The organism is Algoriphagus sp. (assembly GCF_024305035.1).
Classification (GTDB): domain Bacteria; phylum Bacteroidota; class Bacteroidia; order Cytophagales; family Cyclobacteriaceae; genus Algoriphagus.
This window is the reverse complement of sequence record NZ_JAMWZB010000004.1, coordinates 132,844-153,635: the sequence shown is the minus strand read 5'-3', so window position 1 is coordinate 153,635 and position 20,792 is coordinate 132,844. Positions and strand designations below refer to the sequence as shown.

The following is a 20,792-nucleotide window of genomic DNA, read 5'->3' as shown; positions in this document are numbered from 1 at the left end:
CAGTGGTCAAAAGAAGTTCGATTCGGAGATCAAAAACGGATTCCTTCCATTCTTCAGTCCGAGGGATTTGATGAAATTCACTCAAGGCCTGCCCAGCCTTTCCCCTCAATTTCTTTGCAGTTAAGAGCAATTCCTTTCCCCCACTTCTTAGTATTATTCCTACTATTTTCTTTAATTTTAATGGATCCACTCTCAAAAAGCTCACCAATGAATTAGGATGATCTCCTCCTGAGTTGAGGGAACATTCAAAAAAATGCTGATTTGAGCATCTGCTGGATAGCGAATATTAAGTTTAACTTCCAGTTGCTCGTCCCTTGATGCTCCAGGAAATTCAGCATTTCCTCATCCAATCCCATGTGAATCCATAAAAAACTAACCTTGAAACTTTTTTAGGGATACATTGATCGAGTCACTGATTCCGGATTTGTGAACAAGCCATTTTCTAAAGACAAATGGGCTTTGGGTTTCATAGCGTGTGCTTTAGTGCTAACGTCTAATTTCCTCTCCACCTTTGTATGGTACAGTCCCTGTCCAAAATTTTTAAACCCTTTTTGAGCATATTTTTAATAAAAACAGAAAAAACCTTAGTTATCATCACGCAATCCCCTGCCTTACAGCACGCTGCATTTTCCATCTCCTTTGCTCTAATTCGCTAAGAAAGCACAAACAATTGGAAAGAAATCAAGCCCAGGAGCAGGAAAAACAAATGGTCCTCAGGATAAGAATATTTTTGTCAATTCTCGGGCAAAAGTCATCGGACTTTTTTTTCCGTTTTGCACTTCCTTTTCTCCTCTTTGAAGCATTTTTTTAACCTCAGGATGTGAATAAAAAAGCTTTCCTAAAATCGCTTGCACTGATTCATGAAGCCAAGTTAAGCGTTGATCAGCTCGATTTTTCTCAAACCAGCCCGAACGGATCATATGATCCTGAAAAAGCTGGATGGTATTCCATACCTCATGAAGACCCTCCCGAGTTTGAGAAGATCCGATTAGCACTTTCGGAGCCCAAGAATTTTCTCCCAACGGAAACAAATGTAAGGCATTGGAAAAATTGGACTTGGCCCGTTTGGCTGCAGGAAGATTATCCCCATCTGCTTTGTGAATCAAAAGTGTGTCGGCCATTTCCATAATTCCTTTTTTGATACCCTGCAGTTCATCCCCGGCCCCGGCTAGCATCAGCAGTAGAAAAAAATCCACCATTCCTTTTACAGCCACCTCGGATTGTCCCACACCTACAGTTTCAACTAATATGACATCAAACCCCGCCGCTTCACAAATGAGCATTGCTTCCCGTGTTTTGGCACTGACTCCTCCCAGCGTACTCCCTGAGGGACTAGGTCTGATAAATGCCCGCTTGTCGGAAGCCAGTTTTTCCATTCGGGTTTTGTCTCCGAGAATACTTCCTTTCGTCTTTTGACTACTCGGGTCTACTGCTAAAACGGCTACTCTTTTTCCTTTCTCCAAAAGTAAACTTCCAAAAGCTTCAATAAACGTACTCTTCCCCACACCGGGAACTCCCGTAATCCCAATCCGTATGGACTTTCCTGCATGGGGTAAAAGCTCCTGAACCAATTTCCCCGCAAGCTCAGCATCGGAATTCAAATTACTCTCCACCAGGGTAATCGCTTGAGAAAGAATCACCCGGTTTCCCGCTAGGACACCCTGCTTATATTCATCTAAACTTTTCCTTTTAATCATCACCAAAGTAATTAAACCGTTCTTCACTCATGGGCGTCTTCAAAAAACTAGCCACTAAATAAGGACGGTGAACTGAATCAAAATACGGTTCCCTTGGTCCCACTTTCACCACTTCCTTTATTGCGCTTGAAAAGAAAAAAATCAAAGTTCTACCATATTTGGTATGAGGCATCTGCTTCGCATATTCTAGCATCATTTCTCGGTCTGCATCAATAATTTTGATGGTATAAATCCTCAAAACCGGACCGGTGTTATTTTCATTACGGTAAAAGTCCATCTCTTCCAATTTTCCTTCAAATTGGCTTAGATTACCACCTGAAAAGCTAGCTACAGAAATATAAGCAATTAATGTTACCACGGTAAGAGCGAGAATAAGGAAGATAATGCGGTTAGTTTTCAAAATCTTTGGGGCTTAAACTGTTTAGGCCTTAATTTAGCCGAAAATTCTGACATGGGATTCGAATACATCAAAGCACTTCACATCATTTTTGTTGTCACTTGGTTTGCAGGGCTTTTCTATATCGTCCGATTATTTATCTATCAGACCGAAGCGATGGAACGACCGGAGGCAGAGCAAAAAATTCTCAAACCTCAGCTTGATCTCATGGCCTCAAGACTGTGGTACATTATTACTTGGCCGTCCGCAATTCTTACCCTGATTTTTGGCACCTGGGTGCTGATGTACCGGTTGGGTTATCTGGAGTTAGGCTTTATGCAGGCAAAATTGGGATTTGTCCTTTTGCTTTATATCTATCATTTGGGTTGCCATAAATTATTTAAAGAATTACAAAATGGGCGAACTCGCTGGACCTCCACTCAGTTAAGAATTTGGAATGAAGCTTCCACTCTGCTTCTTTTTGCAATTGTCTTTTTAATTGTGCTCAAGAATACCTTAAGCATGATTTGGGGAATTGCTGGACTAGTAGGACTGGGCATCATCTTGATGCTTGGAATCAGAATTTATAAAAAATATCGCACCAAATCTTAAATTTTAAATGCGCAGGTTTCAACTAATTGTTGGTTTAGCACTTACCGGCACGATTTCATGGCAATGTAGCTCTGGAAATAACGATTCCAATGAGCCTCTACCCAAGTTGGGAAATTGGCATGTGGAAGAAACTAAGGTAAACGGTGAGATCAAACAAGACACCGTTTACCACAAAATTGCCGACTTTTCTTTTATCAATCAAGAAGGTCAGGTTGTTGACAATTCGACCGTCGAAGGAAAGGTGTATGTTGCAGATTTCTTTTTCACCACTTGCCCCACAATTTGTCCCATCATGAAAAAAGAAATGCTACGCGTCTATGAAGCTTATGGTAAGAATCCCAATTTCAAAATTCTCAGTCATAGCATAGATCCAACCCACGATACACAGCAAGTCCTGAAAGAATATGCCGAAAAATTAGGCGTAGAAAATGCCTCCTCGTGGAATTTTCTGACTGGGGATTCAGAAAAAATTTATGAAATCGGTCAGACAAGCTACCTCACCACTGCGATGGAAGATCAAAATGAACCGGGAGGATTTCTACACAGCGGAGCATTTGTCCTTGTGGATCAAAATGGCCACATCCGTGGGGTGTATGACGGCACAAAATCCGAACAAGTAGACCGATTGCTTGGCGATATTCCAAAACTGCTTACTCCATGAAAAAAACGCTATTTGTTTTATTCGCATTAAGCTGTGCCTGCGCTCCCAAATCCACTAATGAAGAAAATGAACTTGCTAAAATATCGGATCCGGAAGTTATGCAATATGCCGTGATTGGAAAAACACTTTACGAAAGCTATTGTGGAAATTGCCATCAAAACGACGGACGAGGATTGGGCAAATTAATACCTCCACTTCGAGAGGCCGACTATTTCAAAAAAAGCATCCATCGATCGGTTTGGATTATGCGCCACGGACAAAAAGGAGAAATCATCGTAAATGGGCAAATCTATGATCAACCCATGCCTGCAAATACTTCGCTCAAGCCTTTGGAGTTAGCCCAAATCACTACCTATCTATATAATATTTGGGGAATGAACGAAGGGGTAATTACATCTTCCGAGATTGAAAAATACTTACGAGAAAAACCCGAAAACTACTGATTCCCCAACGATTTTTCAGCCCGTTCCAATACAGTCTTAATTTCATCATTTACTTTGGAGATTGATTTCATTTGTTCGTTAAGGTAAACCTCCACTTCCTCCTGAGTTTTCTCTCCGTCCTCAATTTCGTATTGCCTCATCCATACAAACATCCCCTCATAGGCTTGGTTAAGATCATAGGAAAGTGCTTTAAGCTCTTCAAGTTGAGTCGAATTTGCTAATGCTGATTGCTCCATCTCCTCTATTTTATCTTTGGCTTGTTTTTCAAAAGATTTTAACTTTCCCATCAGTGGCATCACTTCATCATGCACCGCAATTACCTCTTCTCTCAGCTGCGCATTAGTCTCTTCTAGACTTGGTTTACAGGCAACTAAAAAACCTAATGTTAATAAAATCAAAAGTGGGGTAATTCCTTTCATGATTATTTTCCTTTTTAAAGAATTGGTTATATTTAATCTTTTTAAAATCTTATTTCTCTTTTTATTTCCTCAAATGTATTAAATATACTGGTAGGTTAGTAATTTTAACCGTTCTAAAATTCACCTTTATGAAACCATTTTGTTTTGCTGACGGATTGATTGTCCCAACAGCTTCCGCTACGATTCATCCTTCTGACCTGGGTTTAATCAGGGGATACGGAATTTTTGATTTTTTTAGGACGGTGAATTACAAACCCTTATTTCTTGAGGATTACTTGAATCGATTCATTGCATCTGCTGAACGGACATTTATTCCTCTGCCCTATAGCCGAGAAGACCTGACCAAGATAATTTTTGAATTGATTGAAAAAAATGACCTAAAAGAAGGAGGTATCCGGATGGTTTTAAGCGGAGGAATATCTGAAAACCACTTTTCTCCCGGAGAAGGAAAGCTTTTTATTTTCGCTGAGTCTTTGGTTTTCCCTTCAGAGGAAAAATACCAAAATGGGATTAAACTCCTTACTTTGGAATATGTTCGGCCCGTAGCCGAAATTAAAACCACCAATTATGCCCTGGCGGTTTGGCATTCGGCCGGGTGGAAAAAACAAGGTGCAGAAGATGTACTCTACCATCAGGGAAATTACATAAGCGAAAGCTCACGAAGTAATTTTTTCCTAGTAAAAAACGGAGAACTCATTACTCCAGATAGTAATATCCTTTTGGGAATTACCCGGAAGCGTATAATTGAATTGGCTGGAGGGGCACATGTTCGTCCCATGACCATGCAGGAAATTCGGGATGCGGATGAGGCCTTCATTACAAGTACGACCAAAGTCTTGCTACCGGTGACTCAAATTGATGACCTGAAGATTGGATCTGGAAAGCCTGGCCCCGTGTCGCTAGGGCTCTTAGAAAAATTCAGACAAAAAGTAAAGGAAATCAACCCCAATTAAACTAAAAAACGGCCCGAAAGCCGTTTTTTAGTTTAATCAGTCCAACAATTCCGCATCGGTTAAAATGTACATCAATTTTTCAGGATCTTTGGAATTCAGGGTAAGTTTTCCTCTGACTCTGACTCGCTTGGAAGTATATTTAATCGGAGTAGCCATCATGACTTCCATCACGGTCTCGGGGCCCCCTGACCCACAAAAGAAACATTCCGCCAAAGGTAGGCTGGAAAGGATGATGTGTTCAGGTTTAAACATGCCTTCGAAAGGTATAATGTAACCGTCTGCCTCGACGACTTTACCTTCAAGACTTTTGATTTTATCGGAAAATACCGGTACGTAAAGTTCACCGAAGTTATCCTCACTTATTTCATAACTCACTTCAGAGAGATTTCTCCAGACATTGTCGCTTTGGGCGTGAACGATAAACGGGAGCAAAACTACGACAAGACTTGCTAGGGATACATATACTTCTTTTCTCATTCTATTCATTTTCTGCTGCTAATTACGCTTTTGTCAGCTGCTTTGCAATACTTGTTTGATAAGCAGTCCAGGCAGGAATCAGGGAAGCTGCTATTCCTACCAATAACGCATAAACGACAATCCAAAGTTCTTGTTTCAAAAACACCCAAGGCTGAAGCGAGGCGGCTACACCTTGATCATTTTGGAAAACCAGTAGCGCCAAAAAGGAGTGACCCAAAATTATCCCAAAAATCGCCCCCAAAGTAGTCAGGATTATCCCTTCCAAAAAAACCATCATCAGGAGTTGCAGCCCAGACGCACCTATTGCTCTTAAAATGGCCAAATCATACTTTCGCTCTTTGAGTGAATTATACAAAGCAATAAAAATTCCCAACCCTGAAATGGCAATCAACACAAAAGCTAAACCTTGCAGTAAACTAACCCCTACCCCCAAAAGCTCAAAAAGTCGCGACATCTCAAAAGTTGGCGAAGCGGCCTGCATTGAGGTGGCTGAGTTAATCATTCGAGGCAATTGTACCGCAGCCATTGGGCTACGATATTGGACCAAAAGGGCGGTTACATCCCGATCAATCTCAGTTTTTGGAAACCCAGTTTTGGCTACCGGACTATGGAATTTTGCCTGATGCTCGGCATCACTTTCCTCGACAAGCTCTGTATTTTCCTCCTCATCGTGGGTCAGCCAAACAGATTCCAGGGAAGTCATCACGAGTCGATCCACTACAGTTCCTTTCGGTTCTAGGACCCCCACTACTTTAAAATCATGTGCTTCATGATCATGACTTCCCTCGCTTATCCCGTGACTCCCTGTAAATGAATCTCCTACTTTCAGACCGCTTTTTCTAGCCACAGTCGCTCCCAACACTACTTCAAATGGTTTTTCCCAAGCAATCCCTTCTTGATAATTTACCTGATGAAGTGCCAAATAATCATGATTGGTTCCAACCACACGATAGCCTTGATAATTGTCCCCCAAAGCCAATGGAATGGTACTTTTTACCAGGCGACTTTGATTGAGTCGCATCGCCTCTTTCATGGGAATATTCCCCGTAGGAAAATCAATGTGATACACTGCCGATAGAATAATCTGAAGGGGACTCCCCTTGGCTCCCACGACCAAATCTATCCCTTCAGCATCCTGTGTCATTTTCTTTTCAACCTGATTTTGAATCAACAATAAAACCGTGATGATTGCGAGTCCTAGGGCCAATAACAATAGGTTTAACCCAGTAGACAAAGGCTTAAATGTCAGATACTTCCAACTTAATTTAAAAACATTCATGAGGCTTTGACTTCTATAAAATTGGGAATGTGGTTCTTGACACGCTGATCGTGGGTTACAATAATCAAAGCCGCCCCGATTTTTTGGGATTGGGACTTCAGCAGACCGATGACTTTTTCAGTATTCTGATCATCCAAGCTGGAGGTTGGTTCATCTGCCAGTATCAACTTTGGGGAGTTTGCCAAGGCCCGTGCAATGGAAACGCGTTGTGCTTCTCCTTCGCTCAACGTCCGAACCGAAGCATTGATTTTGGACCCAATCCCCAATTCTTCCAGTAAGGGCTGGATAGCTTGTCCCGAGGTTTTGGCAAAAAAATGCGCCATTTCCAGGTTTTCTTTGACCGAAAGTGGGGCAAGTAAATGAGGCTTCTGAAAGACAATCCCAATGTTTTTCCCCCGAAATAAATCCAATCCAGAACCGCGGAGCTGATTAATTGCTATTTCATCCAGGACCACCGAACCGCTCAGCGGCTGAAGGAGTCCTGCCAGCAAATTGAGCAGAGTGGTTTTTCCACTTCCTGATTTCCCCAAAACCAGTAATGCTTCAGAGGAATTCAATTGAATATCAGGAAATTTTAACAGGGCCTGACCCGGATGGGCAAAGCTCAAATCTTTGGTGGTGAATAACATGAATAAATTTAATCTACGGGTACAGTCACATGAAATATAGTACCTTTTCCTACTTCACTAGTAAAGTTAATATCTCCTTTGAGTACTTCAAGACACTTTTTGACAATGGACAACCCCAATCCAGAACCCTCAACGATCCCGACATTGTGTGCTCTAAAAAAACGATCGTAAAGCTGACTTTGCTCTGCCTTTGGTATCCCAATTCCTTTATCTTGAATTTTTGCAATCAAACGACCATCCTCATAGGTAAGGGTAAATTTCACCTCCCCTGCTTCTTTGGAGTATTTGACTGCATTGGATAGGAGATTTTCAAAAACCTGATAAAGCAGCTCACTATCGGAAACGATCACTTTGGGTAGATCGCCTAACTCGGCTTTTATTTTGACATCGTTTTCGATCCCTGCTTTGACCGTATCGAGTACTTCCTTGATAAAAGCCTGGACAAACATCTTTTTGGGCTTGTATTCCATTTTGTTTGCGTCAGCTTTCCCGAAAAAGAGAACCGAGGTCAGCAAATTATTAAGCGCTCGAACAGAATTTTCAATTTTCATCGCATGTTTTGCGATTTTCTGTTTGAACGGGTGATCCTTCTCGGCATAGAGTTGCAGGAGCTGGGCTGAACTCAAGATTGAGGTGAGGGGTGTTTTAAATCCATGGGAAACATTCAATACAATTCGGGATTTCAGCTCATTAATTTCACGTTCCTTCTCCAGGGCTTTGGTCAGTTCTTTATTGGCCTCGTAAAGTTCAGCAGTTCGTTGTTTTACTTTTTCCTCCAGTTCATTGTTGAGTTTCTGAAGTTCTTTTTCCTTTCTATCTTTAAAGATCGCCAACTCAATTACCATGTTTAGTTCACGGATATTGAATGGTTTGATAACGTAGGCGCTCGGATTAGTTCCCACCACTTTATTGAGGGTTTCTGCATCAGAGCTAGCACTCAAATAAACCACAGGGATATCAAATTTCTCATTGATTATTTCAGTCGTTTTGATTCCATCAAGCTCTCCTGAGAGATTGATATCCATCATGACGATCTCTGCGGGATCCTCTTCCAATATCTGCAGTGCCATCTCTCCAGAATCCGCAATACCTATAATTTGATGGTTATTTTTTTCCAACGCTCGCTTCAATAAAAGTGCAGAAACCGAGTCATCTTCTACGATTAAAACCTTTAGGCTAAACATGTATTAAAATTTGTTTTTTGAAAATACAAAAATTATGAATTTGGCAAGGGAATTTCTACGATTACTGTGGTTCCTTCGCCTTTTTGGCTGGCAATACTGATTTTACCGGCAAGCAGATCTACCAAATGCCTGGTAATACTCAGCCCTAGTCCCGTTCCTTCGAATTGCCGCTGATGGCCTGTACTTTCCTGCTCAAAGGGATCAAATACCTTCTCCAAAAACTCCTGAGACATTCCTACCCCCTGATCGCTTACCTCCATTTTCAAAGCTTGATCACTGATCGCTACCTTGATCAAAACATTCCCTTTCCAAGAATATTTGATGGCATTACCCACTATATTATTTAAAATAATCTCTATAAATCTTTTGTCAATCCAAACCTCTTGATCTCGGTCGGGCAACTCGACCTTTAAATCCAACTTCCGATTATGGGCCAAAACTTGAAACGATTTTATCAAGTAGGTAATGAATTCTCTGATGGGAGTTAGCGTATAGACCACTTCCATTTTATTGGCCTCAATTTTGGCCATATCCAAGAGAGAATTAATCGTCTGAAGTAGTCGTTCCCCACTTTGAAGGATAATATCAAGCTGAGAAATCAGTTTGGGATTTTCAGAATGTGTCATCATGATATGTTCGGCACCACCAATGATCCCGTTGAGTGGCGTCCGGATTTCATGACTCACATTACTCAGCAAACTGGTTTTAAATCGATTGGCTTGTTCGGCTTCCTCTTTGGCTTCTCGGAGTTTGGTAGCAATGGCCTTTTCTGAAGAAGTATCCCGAATCACCGTTAGAATTACTTTTCGATCTTTTAATCCATCCTCCTGAATCACCCGGTTGAACAAGGCCACATCCAATTTTCCTTCAGGCACCACAATCTGGGCTTCCATTTCAAACCCTTCCTCATCGATTTGATTCATTCGATTTTCAAACTTACTCCTAAAGGAATCCTGACCATTCTCCTTAAAAATCAAGTCACTGAATTTTTTACCTGATAATTCCTCTGGATCAAGTTTCAGCCAGTTGGCCATTGCCGGATTGGCCGCTATGATCGTGTCCCCATCGTAGCTGAGTGCCAAGCCATCTTTTGAACTGTTCCACACATTTTTAAATTGCTCTTCGATAAATAACTTTTCCTTATCCGAGCGGTCAAACGCAGTTTTGAGCGAACCTACTTTTTGGAATTGTCTGTACAGCACATTGATCAAAATACCGATGGCAATAAAAACCAAAGCCACCAAAACCAAGAACCAGGCCCTTAAATAAAACGGTTTTAGAATTCGAAAAGGAGCACTGACAATGGTTTTGGAAAAGGAATTTCCGGAATAGGAAGATTTTAACTCCAACTGGTAATCACCAGGAGCTAAATTCCCAAAAAACAAAGTGGACGACTTGGGATCGGTAATGATTTGCCAATCCTCTCCCATTCCCTTAAGCCGATAATGGATCCACAGGGGCTGAGATTCATTGAATCCCACTGCCGTAAAATCAACTTCAAGAGAGTTTTTACTTGCTGGAAAACTCCTGTTTTTCTGAGTTAACAGCTCATCCCCGATCTTCATTTTCCCCAAACTGACTTTCGGATTTCCCTGGGCCAAAAAGTCCTCTGACTGGAAAAACATCGAAAACCCTCTCACCGTACCGATCAACAAATTCTGATCTTCGGCTTCAATCAAAGCTCCCCGGTTGATTTCATTGGCAATTAACCCATTGGACTCATTATAGTGAAAGAACAGATCTTTTTGTATTCCAAAAATCCCATCATCGGTCCCGGCCCAAATCCTGTTTTTACTATCTTTCAACAGAACAAAAACTGGTCGATTGATCAATTCATCGGTCAGGGAATAAGGCATGACTTGATCATCTTTGATGATTTTCAGCCCACTTTCAGTTCCCAAAAGAATTCCTTCCTCCGTTTCTAGAAAATCATACCCTTCGGCAATGACCATTCGATCATTTTCCACAAAGGGGACAGGATTGTCCAGCTTGGAGGCACGCAAAATTATCAATCGCCCATCAGAAAGTAGGGAGGATTTGCGGAGATAGAAAAAAGAATCTCCCAATAATTCTGTGATTTCCTTTTTTAGATTTCTATCGTAGAGCCTTTGTCCACGGGCGGAAATTGGCGCAACGAATACATCTTTTGGACCTGTGATGATCAAACTATCTCCGACGGCTTGCACATTGGATATACTAACCCCGGAACCTGGTGGAAATAACTGGACTCCTTTCGTTTTTGTATCCACCAACCCCACTCCAGACCAGTTTGCCGAAAACCAGACCTGCTCCTCTTTCCCTTTTGTAAAATTAATGATTCGTCCAGTTGGAATCCCATCGGGAAACTCATCCCGATAGAGAGTTTGGAGCTGATAGCGAGAATAGTATTGAATGCCATTATTGAAGCCGAAAAGGTATTCCCCTTCTTTTACCCGGTGAATGGCCGTGACTTCTTCACCCAAAAGCTCCGAATTCCAATAGCCATAATTCTGAAAAATAAGGCTATTGATATTGACCAATCCCCGATTGGTGCTCATCCACAGAATCCCCTCTCGATCAATAAAATAATCCTGGATATTAAAGGAGTTGAGAATAAATTCCAGTCCCAATTCCAATGGCCGATTTTCACCGGTTTTCAGTTTTCGCAATGGGGAATTGAAATGATAAAAAATATTTTCCTTGTCAAATCCCAACCCGAAATACTCAGTTGCAAAAAAATAATCTTTCGAAAAATTCCGATCCAAAAATTCCTCTGGAAATCTCAACCCCTTTCCTTTCGCCAGGTAATTTTTCCCTAAAAAATAATACTGATCATCAGGTCCTTTTTTCACATTTACCGGTAGCGATGGCAAGGTGAGTCCTTCCAAAGAAATGGGGATCAATTCCCTCCCATCTAGTAAGAAGATTCCTTTTTCAAAAAAACCATAAATTTGATTGGAAAATTTTTCAAGCGAGTGCAATCGCCCTATGGTCTCGACCTCACGGTTAATTTTTGCTACTTCTCCCCCTTCAACCCAAGTAAAAAACTCAAACTCCGTCTCCAGGAAAAAAAGCTGATCCTTCCCACTTCCAAAAGATTGAAAGTGAATATTTGAACTAAATTCGGCAGTGACAGGTTGGTTAAAATCAAATTCTTCCCATTTTCCATAGCCGCCTTTAAAAAGTTTGGGAAGACCAGAGTTATTGTAAATCCAGACGAAGCCCTGCTCATCGACATGAAGCGATACCTGAAAATCAAAATTGGAATACAGCGAATCCGGCAAAGCAAAAGTCTGGATACCATCAGAATAAAAAACACCTCTCGATGTTGAAAACCACATTCGCCCCAGGCTGTCCTGCTCAATCTGAAAAATGTTTTGAACTGGTAGTTTCACGCCTTTGGGCATCGTGTTATACTTAAAGGATTGCCCAAATCCCAAAGAAATATCCACCCATAAAAGTAGAAAGAGTAACGAAAATCGAACACGGTTTCCCACGGGAGCGAAGTTAAAAAAAGAAATTCGATGTCAAATAACCTAGAGAATGTTAATCAATTCTTTTGTCAGCGGGTGGTTTCTCTTATTTTTGTGCCAAACTTTAAAATTCGAAGCATGAGTGTACTAGTCAATAAAAATTCCAAGGTAATCGTACAGGGATTTACCGGGTCTGAGGGCTCATTTCACGCCCAGCAAATGATTGAATACGGTACCAACGTCGTGGGTGGTGTTACGCCAGGCAAAGGCGGAACAACTCATTTGGAAAGGCCAGTTTTTAATTCGGTAGAAGAAGCTGTTCAGAAGACTGGTGCAGACACCTCGATTATTTTTGTACCACCGGCTTTTGCCGCTGATGCCATCATGGAGGCTGCAGATGCTGGAATTCAAGTCATCATCACCATTACTGAAGGTATTCCTGTGGCGGATATGATGAAAGCTAAACCTTACATCAAAGAGCGTGGTGTTACTTTGATCGGCCCCAACTGCCCGGGAGTCATTACTCCGGGAGAAGCTAAGGTAGGGATCATGCCTGGCTTTGTTTTCAAGCCGGGACGCATCGGCATCGTCTCTAAATCGGGAACTTTGACCTATGAAGCAGCAGACCAAGTAGCTAAAGCAGGTCTAGGCGTATCCACTGCCATCGGAATCGGAGGAGATCCTATCATCGGAACTTCCACCAAGCAAGCGGTACAACTTCTGATGGAAGATCCAGAAACGGACGCAATCGTCATGATCGGTGAAATCGGCGGGAATTACGAAGCCGAAGCAGCTAAGTGGATCCGTGAAACTGGAAACAAGAAACCAGTGGTAGGATTCATCGCCGGACAGACAGCTCCTCCGGGAAGAAGAATGGGCCATGCGGGTGCAATCATCGGTGGAGCGGATGATACCGCTGCTGCCAAAATGAGAATTATGAAAGAAAATGGCATTCACGTAGCCGAATCGCCTGCTGAAATCGGAGCCGTGATGGCTAAGGTTTTGGGCGTAAACGCTTAAGGATAGACCTTTTAAAATATAGAAAACCCGCTTTGAAATTAATCAAAGCGGGTTTTTTATTGATAATTTTTATTCAACTAGAGCCATCTTAATCCCTCAGGATAGCTGTATCCATTTTTTGAGTTTTCTACTCCGCTTGCAAAATGGATTCAATCATCTCTTCAATATCCTTTAAATGATATTGCATGATTCCAGCACTGTAACGAGCACTCGCAGAAGCAGCCGCTGATTGGATATATTTCAACTCAGCACGAACTGCGGCGCTGATATCAGACCGATTGCCAGCATCCTGCTCCATTAGGGAAACTAACCTTTCGACATGAGCCCGTTGAAGATTTCTTCGAAAGGCATCTATGGGTTTTGTTCCGGAAAGCTCCAACCACAGTCCCTTTCGTAAATCACTCAGCATAGCAGTCAAAGTGTACGCTTCATCCCCATTGAGCGCTTCATTTTCAATCATACGTTCCAAACGGTCTCTTCTCAGTAGATTTCCAAGCATTCTTGACTGCATGGAGCCAATCGCGTCAACCGCACCACTAGGTTCGATATTATTGAGGATTTCCTTTTGCAGCAACCATTCCGGGGTGGTAAATACATCTTGGATCAAGAAATCCATGGATTCTTTTTGAGATGCTTTGGCGATTGGCTGATAAGTAAATCCTTCCTGATCAGAGGTTTTCAACTCCTCATATACCCCTCCAACATTAGTGACCACATGCCCTGCAAACCGGGACCACACTCCAATCAATTCCCCATAAAGCTCTTCCAAATCAGCATATCCTTCCCCCGGTTTTGTGGTCCATTTGGCTAAATTGGGAGCTACGATTTTCAGGTTAGCCAATCCATACCGGGTGGCTTTGACCGGATCATTTCCGACCGATTCGGTTTGCGAACTCGGGTCAAAGGAATTGGAACCCCCGAATAGAAATTTAGGATCACCAGCTTTTTCAGCGATCCACTGATTTAGGGTCTCCTTTTCTGCTTCCGGAGAATCGGCTCCAGGGATATATCGATAGCCCCAGTTAATCGCGTACTCATCATAAGGCCCCAACATTCTCACCCAGCGAACTCCCTCATCACCTGGTTGAGCGACATAATTGTAGCGGGTATAATCCATGATCGTAGTAGCCAATCCCCATTTTTGGGTAAACGTTGCCGATCGAAGAGAATCCGTGGGATAAGCAAAGGAAGCTTTCATATTATGGGGCAAACCCAAAGCATGCCCTACCTCATGAGAAATCACTCGTCGCATCATTTCACCGATTTCGGCTTCAGGAGTATCCAGGGTTCGGGCCGATGGGTTGGCAGCTCCTGTTTCTAGAAGGTAGCGATTTCTGTAAGAGCGAAGGTGGTTATGATACCAGATAATATCACTTTCGATGATTTCACCTGAGCGCGGATCAGAAACACTAGGCCCAACTGCATTTCGGGTGGTCGAGGCAACATACCTCACCGTAGAGTATCGAGCATCCTCAGGACTCCAATCCGGATCCTCTGCCTTGCTTGGTGCATCCTTAGCAAGGATCGCATTTTTAAATCCGGCCGCTTCAAAAGCCACCTGCCAATCCTCAATGCCTTGTTTAAAATATGGCCTCCATTTTTCCGGGGTAGCTGGATCCAAATAATACACAATCGGCTTCACAGGCTCGACCAACTCTCCTCTTGCATACGCTTCAGGATCTTTGGGTTCCAATCTCCATCTTCTGATGTAGGTTTTCACCTCAGACTTAAGTGCCTCGGATCCATAGTCAATCTGACGAACGGTAAACCAGCCAACCCGCGGATCATGAAGTCGAGGCTGCATGGGAACTTTGGGCAGCAAATACATGGATTGACTCATTTCCATTGAAATCGTCCCAGATTTAAAATTAGAAGGAGGGGAAGTTGCATTGTAGGTCATGTCATGACGCACTTCGATATTTTCCGGATAGCTTTCCATTCTGCTGATGTAGCTTCTGGCTTTGTCCAAATTCCTGACTTTGTAATTGGTTCTCATGCCAACAGAAAGGCCACTGAGTGAAGGATTGTCAGAAAGGAATAAATCACTAACCTCAATCAAAGCTGCCGTAGAATCCGCATTGAACGCTTCGATCGAAAATGCCGCTAAAATAGGATCGTAATTATTGGCTGAAACGGACAGCTGAATAGGCAGGGAATCATTTGCAACACTTCCAAAAGATATAGATCTTAAGTGAATCTTATTTTCGACTCTTGACCATCGAATGACCTGCTCATTAGTTTTAGATCCGGCATTCAAATATCCTCCTCCGAGACCTTCCGCGATTTTGGAGATACGACTCACCCATAGCATATCGGTATTGAGCAATTCAAAAGGAATTTCATAGTACCGCTTCTCCCCTACGGTGTGGACCTTAAATAAGCCATCATCCGAAACCGCGTCAGCAGTGACGATATCCCCATACTTTTTAAAAGGACTCTTTTTTTCTGGTTTTGCCACCTGAGTGGTCTGTGCAGGAGAGGCTCCCGCGTTTCGTTTATTCTTTTTTTGACCGTAACTCATCCCTGAATTCAACAGGAACAAGACCATCAATAGTTTGGAAATATTTTTCATAGAATTTTAAGTAAAATCAATAAGAAAAGTAGAGTTGAACTCAGTAGAAAACAAGCGGACATTTATGATCGGTAAGTTCAGGTATTTTAATGCCGGAAATCGGACTTCCTATTTCCCTGGAAAAAAACGGAACAGTAAAAATTGGTCGTCCTAAATTCAATTGTGGCGCATAAGTAGAAATGCCGGTAATCACCATTTCCTCATCTAATTCCCTACCTTTGCGGCTTCAATATCCAGAATATGATTTCAGTCGATAATGTGACCGTACAGCATGGCGGCACAGCCCTCTTTAGCAATATTTCCTTTGCCATCAATGACAGTGATAAGATCGCCTTGATGGGAAAAAACGGTGCCGGAAAATCCACCTTGCTTAAAATTATAGCAGGTCAGTCCAAACCAACCTCCGGTGCGGTTTCTGCTCCAAAAGATTACGTGGTTGCCTACCTGCCCCAGCATTTGCTGACCAGTGATGACTGCACTGTCATGGAGGAAACTTCCAAAGCCTTTGCCTCCTATCTGGAAATGAAAGATGAAATTGAACGTATTAATGAGGAGCTGACCGTTCGGACAGACTACGAGTCGGAGGAATATTACAAACTCATCGAAAAGGTCTCTGAGCTCAGTGAAAAATTCTATGCGATCGAAGAAATCAATTATGAAGCGGAGGTTGAAAAAGTACTGCTGGGTCTGGGATTTGAGCGCGAAGATTTGATTCGTCAGACTTCAGAATTTTCCGGCGGATGGAGAATGCGGATTGAGCTAGCCAAAATCCTACTTCAAAAACCGGATTTGATTTTACTCGATGAGCCGACCAACCACCTGGACATTGAATCGATTCAGTGGCTGGAGGATTTTTTGATGAATAAGGCTAAGGCGGTTGTGGTGATTTCTCACGACAGAGCCTTTGTGGACAATATAACCACCCGGACTATTGAGGTAACCATGGGTAGGATTTACGATTACAAAGCCAAATATTCCCATTATTTAGAGCTGAGAAAAGAGCGTAGAGAGCAGCAGCAAAAACATTACGAAGAGCAACAAAAATTCATAGCCGACACCACTCAGTTCATCGAGCGATTCAAAGGCACCTATTCCAAAACCCTGCAAGTTCAGTCCCGGGTTAAAATGCTTGAAAAACTGGATATCGTAGAAGTGGATGAAGTGGACTCTTCTGCGCTCAAGCTACGTTTCCCCCCATCCCCGAGATCAGGGAAATACCCCGTGGTGGTGGAAGAATTGAGTAAGCGCTACGGGGATCACTTGGTATTCAAAGATGCCTCGATGACCATTGAACGAGGACAAAAAGTGTCTTTTGTCGGTAAAAACGGTGAAGGTAAATCCACCCTGATTAAAGCAATCATGGGCGAAATCGATTATGAAGGAAAATGCGAATTGGGACACAACTCCATGATTGGATATTTTGCTCAAAATCAAGCTTCGCTTTTGGATGAATCACTGACCATTTTCGAAACAATTGATCAGATAGCTGTCGGTGAAATCCGGACCAAAATCAAGGATTTATTGGGCGCTTTTATGTTTAAAGGCGATGATATCAACAAAAAGGTCAAGGTTCTATCCGGCGGTGAAAAAACCCGATTGGCTATGATTAAACTTCTCCTTGAACCGGTCAATCTTTTGATTCTAGATGAACCAACCAATCATCTGGACATGAAGACAAAAGACATCATCAAAGATGCCCTAAAGGCTTTTGACGGAACCTTAATCGTGGTTTCTCACGATCGGGACTTTTTAGATGGTTTGGTGACCAAAGTTTTTGAATTTGGCAATAAACGTGTCAAAGAGCATTTTGAAGATATCAATGGATTTTTGAGAAATAAAAAATTGGAAAACCTCAAAGAGGTTGAGCGATAAAAAAATCCCGGAATTACTTCCGGGATTTTTCTTACTTCATTTTCGAAAATGGTAAAGCAGTAAAAAATTTGGCATCAACTCGTTCGACGATTTTACCGCTTTCTTCGGAGGCATCCCGCACTTTGATCCATTCCGGATCATTGACAAAGCGCCGAAAAGCTTCCTCAAATTCAGATTGATTCTCATGTCCCAACAAATAGACGAGTTTGGGTTGATTCCCATCTTTTTCCACCGTTAGAAAATAGGGATAATTTTTCAGCCCTTGCTTTTCAAAAAGTGCTCGGGTATGGTCCTTAAACCGCGTTTGAATAGATTCGATTTTTCCCTCAAAACAGTGATAGGTTCTGAGCTGAAAAATCCCGCTTGCAGAAGGCTTGGGCAAGTCATTGAGCCCTGGTGCCAATACCAGGAAGGTTTCCTGAATTGATTTGACTAAGGGACCATTTTCTCTGGACGCTTCATAAACTTTTTTCCACTCTGGATCATTCAAAAAAGATTCCCACATTTGATCTCTGGAGGCTTTATCAGGATAGCCTAGAATATAGGTCAGGGTATTATCCGATTCATCTACAGGCAGAAAATAGCCGATATTTTCCATACCGGCTCGCTCAAAAAGTTTAGTGGTGTGATTTTCAAAACGTTTGATCAAATCTGGCAATTTGCCTTCATGAGCAGTGTAAACCCGCATTTCAAAATAGTTCGAATCTGTAAACGGTGAATCCTGTGCCGACACAGAAAAAACGAAAATGAGCGAGAAAATCGCAGTAATTAGCTTGTTCATAGGTAATGGGTTTGATCATTGTGATTTCAGAAAAGTAAAGTACTGCGAAAAATTTACCTTTGAAACCAAAATTGAACAAGAAACTTAAAAATCCGATTTTTTTTAAAGTCAACTTGACTCCCTTACATCAATCGCTTAATGGTCCACACAATAATGGCTAATAGAAAAACAATGATGGAAATTTTATTGATACCATGCATCATTCGAAGATTGATATTTGATTTTTGATTAGGGTCAGGCTTTTGGAATACCCGAACGAAGTAATTCCCTACTTCACCCAACTTGAAGAATTCTTTCAGTTTTGAATTATTGGACATAACGGCTTAGTTTTCGTTAAAACAGCTTGTGTAGGAGAATAGTTTGCGCTGGAATCGGAAGATTTTAAATGGTTTCCTGTTCGATCCACATGCCATCTTCTCGAATAATATTGATCAGCTCGTCTACAGCTTTCTCAGAAGGTACAGATCGCTTGACCACTTCTTTTCCTTTGTAAAGGGTAATTTTTCCTTTTCCCGAACCAACATATCCATAATCCGCATCTGCCATTTCGCCCGGGCCATTAACGATGCAACCCATGATTCCAATTTTGACACCTTTGAGGTGATCGGTTCGCTTTCTGATCATTGCAGTTGTTTCTTGCAAGTCAAACAGTGTTCGACCGCAGGAAGGACAGGAAATATATTCGGTTTTTGACATGCGGGTTCGTGCGGCTTGCAATACCCCAAATCCTACCGAATTGTGCAGCTTGATTTGCTCAATTACATTTTCGCGCGAATGAAAACCTTCCTTTTCGAGCGAAAGCATTATGCCATCTCCAAGGCCATCCACCAGCAATCCTCCTACATCTGTGGCCGCGTAAAGCATAGTTTGATCGGCTGCCTGATCGGGATAACTCACCTTGACGGTCACAGGAATCTGACAATCCGCCTGAATTAACTTGACAAATGCACGTCTCAAAGCCGGCATGGCATGCGTATTTTCTGTTTTCAAAATAAGGACCGTGTCTTTTCGATCCCGTACAGCCTGAATCGCCTCATCGATCTGAAGATCTGTGATTTCTAAAAAATTCAATTCCGAATGAAAGGTCTGAAATACGTTGAACTCATCAAGTGAAAAAAGAGGAAATTTATTTTTTTGATCTTTTAAGTGCATCCAAACTGAGGCATTTTGAATTTCCTTCATGCCATTCGGTAGCATAAATGGAATCGGATTGATGCCGGAATAAACAAAGTCACAGCCTTGGTCATTCATTTTCCATTTATCCAGTTCGGGCAGATAAAAATGCCCAACCGCTTTCATTTCTTTTTCGGTAATCCGATCTATTCGGGAAATATCTGTAATCACGCGTGGCACATTGTGATCCCCAAAATTGAAAACTTCCCAACTCTTTCTTTTGGTATATTCAAAAGGATTAATGGGATAATCGGATATTTCGGCAATGGAAGCATGAGCGTTCCGCTTGGTATAGCGATCGATTAGCGCTCTGGCTACTGGGGCTTCAAATTCGGGATCTTCTGTCAAGGAAACCCGAACAGTATCTCCCAGTCCATCTTCCAAGAGCGTCCCGATTCCCACTGCGGATTTTATCCTTCCATCTTCTGCCTCACCTGCCTCAGTCACACCTAAATGAAGCGGGTAAGGCTTGAACCCCCCTTCATCCAGCTTTTGGACCAACAAGCGATAGGCCTGAACCATGACCTGTGTATTGGAAGATTTCATGGAAATGACAATCTCATGGTAATTCTCATCCGCACAGATCCGCAGAAATTCCAAGGCAGACTCCACCATTCCTAAAGGCGTATCGCCATATCGGCTCATGATTCGATCCGATAGGGAACCGTGGTTGGTTCCAATCCGCATGGCAGTACCATTCTCTTTGCAAATTTTGATCAGCGGAAGGAATCGCTCCCGTATTCGCTCCAATTCCTCCTGATAGCTGGCATCGGTATATTCAATTACTTCGAATTTCTTCTTGTCAGCATAATTACCGGGATTGATCCGAACTTTTTCCACAATTCCAGCGGCAATCTCAGCGGCATTTGGGGTAAAATGAATATCAGCCACTAAAGGTGTATGATATCCGAGTTTTCGCAATTCCGCCTTGATATTCCGGAGATTTTCAGCCTCTTTGATACTGGGAGCGGTGATTCTGATCAACTCACAGCCTGATTGAATCATCCGGATACACTGCTCCACCGAGCCCTTGGTATCCATCGTATCCACGGTAGTCATGGACTGAACCACAATGGGATTATCTCCTCCAATGATCACATCACCGATTTTTACCGGAATGGTTTTTCTTCGGGAATAGCTCGTCAAGCTATTGCAATAATTTGAATTCAGGGGTTTGATTAGGGGTTCCATA

Annotated in this window: 18 protein-coding genes; 6 read left to right on the top strand and 12 right to left on the bottom strand. The window is 42.3% G+C overall.

The window, feature by feature from the left end:
• Positions 1–713 precede the first annotated feature (713 nt).
• Both meaB and Q0L00_RS03425 read right to left on the bottom strand, forming a co-directional pair.
• On the bottom strand, positions 714–1,697 hold the full coding sequence (gene meaB, locus Q0L00_RS03430) for a methylmalonyl Co-A mutase-associated GTPase MeaB (protein WP_297335461.1): 984 nt from the start codon (positions 1,695–1,697) through the stop codon (positions 714–716).
• On the bottom strand, positions 1,690–2,097 hold the full coding sequence (locus tag Q0L00_RS03425; RefSeq protein WP_297335460.1) for a hypothetical protein: 408 nt from the start codon (positions 2,095–2,097) through the stop codon (positions 1,690–1,692). Before Q0L00_RS03425 ends, meaB begins: the two co-directional genes overlap by 8 nt.
• A 51-nt stretch (positions 2,098–2,148) precedes the next feature.
• On the opposite strand from Q0L00_RS03425, the gene Q0L00_RS03420 reads away from it, so the two are divergent.
• The 3 genes from Q0L00_RS03420 to Q0L00_RS03410 are packed head-to-tail and all read left to right on the top strand — an operon-like array spanning position 2,149 to position 3,789.
• Positions 2,149–2,685, top strand: a complete 537-nt coding sequence (locus Q0L00_RS03420) for a CopD family protein (protein WP_297335459.1) — start codon at positions 2,149–2,151, stop codon at positions 2,683–2,685.
• Between the two features lie 7 nt (positions 2,686–2,692).
• The gene (locus Q0L00_RS03415; RefSeq protein ID WP_297335458.1) at positions 2,693–3,346 is read left to right on the top strand and encodes an SCO family protein; all 654 of its coding nucleotides are present in this window, start codon (positions 2,693–2,695) and stop codon (positions 3,344–3,346) included.
• Complete coding sequence (locus tag Q0L00_RS03410; RefSeq protein ID WP_297335457.1) at positions 3,343–3,789, top strand: c-type cytochrome; 447 nt, start codon at positions 3,343–3,345, stop codon at positions 3,787–3,789. The genes Q0L00_RS03415 and Q0L00_RS03410 overlap by 4 nt, the downstream gene beginning before the upstream one ends.
• Here the strand turns inward: Q0L00_RS03410 and Q0L00_RS03405 are convergent.
• Positions 3,783–4,208 carry a hypothetical protein gene (locus tag Q0L00_RS03405; protein WP_297335456.1) on the bottom strand — a complete coding sequence of 142 codons (426 nt, stop codon included), beginning with the start codon at positions 4,206–4,208 and terminating at the stop codon, positions 3,783–3,785. The two genes, Q0L00_RS03410 and Q0L00_RS03405, sit on opposite strands and share 7 nt — an antisense overlap.
• A gap of 128 nt (positions 4,209–4,336) precedes the next feature.
• Between Q0L00_RS03405 and Q0L00_RS03400 the strand changes: the two genes are divergently transcribed.
• Positions 4,337–5,161, top strand: a complete 825-nt coding sequence (locus tag Q0L00_RS03400) for an aminotransferase class IV (RefSeq protein WP_297335455.1) — start codon at positions 4,337–4,339, stop codon at positions 5,159–5,161.
• Between the two features lie 36 nt (positions 5,162–5,197).
• Here Q0L00_RS03400 and Q0L00_RS03395 read toward each other — a convergent pair whose 3' ends face one another.
• Genes Q0L00_RS03395 through Q0L00_RS03375 form a run of 5 tightly spaced genes read right to left on the bottom strand, consistent with a single transcriptional unit; the run spans position 5,198 to position 12,206 of the window.
• A complete protein-coding gene (locus Q0L00_RS03395) occupies positions 5,198–5,638 on the bottom strand; it encodes a hypothetical protein (RefSeq protein ID WP_297335454.1) in 441 nt (146 codons plus the stop codon).
• A gap of 22 nt (positions 5,639–5,660) precedes the next feature.
• Positions 5,661–6,917 carry an FtsX-like permease family protein gene (locus tag Q0L00_RS03390; RefSeq protein WP_297335453.1) on the bottom strand — a complete coding sequence of 419 codons (1,257 nt, stop codon included), beginning with the start codon at positions 6,915–6,917 and terminating at the stop codon, positions 5,661–5,663.
• The gene (locus Q0L00_RS03385) at positions 6,914–7,546 is read right to left on the bottom strand and encodes an ATP-binding cassette domain-containing protein (RefSeq protein WP_297335452.1); all 633 of its coding nucleotides are present in this window, start codon (positions 7,544–7,546) and stop codon (positions 6,914–6,916) included. The genes Q0L00_RS03390 and Q0L00_RS03385 overlap by 4 nt, the downstream gene beginning before the upstream one ends.
• Before the next feature lie 8 nt (positions 7,547–7,554).
• The gene (locus Q0L00_RS03380; RefSeq protein WP_297335451.1) at positions 7,555–8,730 is read right to left on the bottom strand and encodes an ATP-binding protein; all 1,176 of its coding nucleotides are present in this window, start codon (positions 8,728–8,730) and stop codon (positions 7,555–7,557) included.
• Between the two features lie 32 nt (positions 8,731–8,762).
• Complete coding sequence (locus tag Q0L00_RS03375) at positions 8,763–12,206, bottom strand: ATP-binding protein (RefSeq protein WP_297335450.1); 3,444 nt, start codon at positions 12,204–12,206, stop codon at positions 8,763–8,765.
• A 114-nt stretch (positions 12,207–12,320) separates the two neighbouring features.
• Here Q0L00_RS03375 and sucD point away from each other — a divergent pair, with 114 nt between their 5' ends.
• Positions 12,321–13,202: a succinate--CoA ligase subunit alpha gene (gene sucD / locus Q0L00_RS03370; RefSeq protein WP_297335449.1), complete on the top strand. Its 882-nt coding sequence runs from the start codon at positions 12,321–12,323 to the stop codon at positions 13,200–13,202.
• A 127-nt stretch (positions 13,203–13,329) separates the two neighbouring features.
• Here the strand turns inward: sucD and Q0L00_RS03365 are convergent, their stop codons facing one another.
• On the bottom strand, positions 13,330–15,774 hold the full coding sequence (locus Q0L00_RS03365; protein ID WP_297335448.1) for a zinc-dependent metalloprotease: 2,445 nt from the start codon (positions 15,772–15,774) through the stop codon (positions 13,330–13,332).
• Between the two features lie 240 nt (positions 15,775–16,014).
• Here Q0L00_RS03365 and Q0L00_RS03360 point away from each other — a divergent pair, with 240 nt between their 5' ends.
• Complete coding sequence (locus Q0L00_RS03360; RefSeq protein ID WP_297335447.1) at positions 16,015–17,646, top strand: ABC-F family ATP-binding cassette domain-containing protein; 1,632 nt, start codon at positions 16,015–16,017, stop codon at positions 17,644–17,646.
• A 31-nt stretch (positions 17,647–17,677) separates the two neighbouring features.
• On the opposite strand, the gene Q0L00_RS03355 is transcribed toward Q0L00_RS03360, so the two are convergent.
• The 3 genes from Q0L00_RS03355 to ispG form a co-directional block, all read right to left on the bottom strand.
• Positions 17,678–18,427 carry an NIPSNAP family protein gene (locus Q0L00_RS03355; RefSeq protein ID WP_297335446.1) on the bottom strand — a complete coding sequence of 250 codons (750 nt, stop codon included), beginning with the start codon at positions 18,425–18,427 and terminating at the stop codon, positions 17,678–17,680.
• Between the two features lie 122 nt (positions 18,428–18,549).
• Positions 18,550–18,744, bottom strand: a complete 195-nt coding sequence (locus Q0L00_RS03350; protein WP_297335445.1) for a DUF6728 family protein — start codon at positions 18,742–18,744, stop codon at positions 18,550–18,552.
• A gap of 64 nt (positions 18,745–18,808) precedes the next feature.
• Entirely contained in the window at positions 18,809–20,791 is a 1,983-nt protein-coding gene (ispG, locus tag Q0L00_RS03345) for a (E)-4-hydroxy-3-methylbut-2-enyl-diphosphate synthase (protein WP_297335444.1), read from the bottom strand.
• Position 20,792 lies beyond the last annotated feature (1 nt).

What these genes read in the sequence shown, in the direction of transcription:
- meaB (WP_297335461.1), bottom strand. Translation starts at nt 1,697, where the DNA reads ATGATTAAAAGGAAAAGTTTAGATGAATATAAGCAGGGTGTCCTAGCG.
- Q0L00_RS03420 (WP_297335459.1), top strand. Translation starts at nt 2,149, where the DNA reads ATGGGATTCGAATACATCAAAGCACTTCACATCATTTTTGTTGTCACT.
- Q0L00_RS03415 (WP_297335458.1), top strand. Translation starts at nt 2,693, where the DNA reads ATGCGCAGGTTTCAACTAATTGTTGGTTTAGCACTTACCGGCACGATT.
- Q0L00_RS03410 (WP_297335457.1), top strand. Translation starts at nt 3,343, where the DNA reads ATGAAAAAAACGCTATTTGTTTTATTCGCATTAAGCTGTGCCTGCGCT.
- Q0L00_RS03405 (WP_297335456.1), bottom strand. Translation starts at nt 4,208, where the DNA reads ATGAAAGGAATTACCCCACTTTTGATTTTATTAACATTAGGTTTTTTA.
- Q0L00_RS03400 (WP_297335455.1), top strand. Translation starts at nt 4,337, where the DNA reads ATGAAACCATTTTGTTTTGCTGACGGATTGATTGTCCCAACAGCTTCC.
- Q0L00_RS03395 (WP_297335454.1), bottom strand. Translation starts at nt 5,638, where the DNA reads ATGAGAAAAGAAGTATATGTATCCCTAGCAAGTCTTGTCGTAGTTTTG.
- Q0L00_RS03390 (WP_297335453.1), bottom strand. Translation starts at nt 6,917, where the DNA reads ATGAATGTTTTTAAATTAAGTTGGAAGTATCTGACATTTAAGCCTTTG.
- Q0L00_RS03385 (WP_297335452.1), bottom strand. Translation starts at nt 7,546, where the DNA reads ATGTTATTCACCACCAAAGATTTGAGCTTTGCCCATCCGGGTCAGGCC.
- Q0L00_RS03380 (WP_297335451.1), bottom strand. Translation starts at nt 8,730, where the DNA reads ATGTTTAGCCTAAAGGTTTTAATCGTAGAAGATGACTCGGTTTCTGCA.
- sucD (WP_297335449.1), top strand. Translation starts at nt 12,321, where the DNA reads ATGAGTGTACTAGTCAATAAAAATTCCAAGGTAATCGTACAGGGATTT.
- Q0L00_RS03365 (WP_297335448.1), bottom strand. Translation starts at nt 15,774, where the DNA reads ATGAAAAATATTTCCAAACTATTGATGGTCTTGTTCCTGTTGAATTCA.
- Q0L00_RS03360 (WP_297335447.1), top strand. Translation starts at nt 16,015, where the DNA reads ATGATTTCAGTCGATAATGTGACCGTACAGCATGGCGGCACAGCCCTC.
- Q0L00_RS03355 (WP_297335446.1), bottom strand. Translation starts at nt 18,427, where the DNA reads ATGAACAAGCTAATTACTGCGATTTTCTCGCTCATTTTCGTTTTTTCT.
- Q0L00_RS03350 (WP_297335445.1), bottom strand. Translation starts at nt 18,744, where the DNA reads ATGTCCAATAATTCAAAACTGAAAGAATTCTTCAAGTTGGGTGAAGTA.
- ispG (WP_297335444.1), bottom strand. Translation starts at nt 20,791, where the DNA reads ATGGAACCCCTAATCAAACCCCTGAATTCAAATTATTGCAATAGCTTG.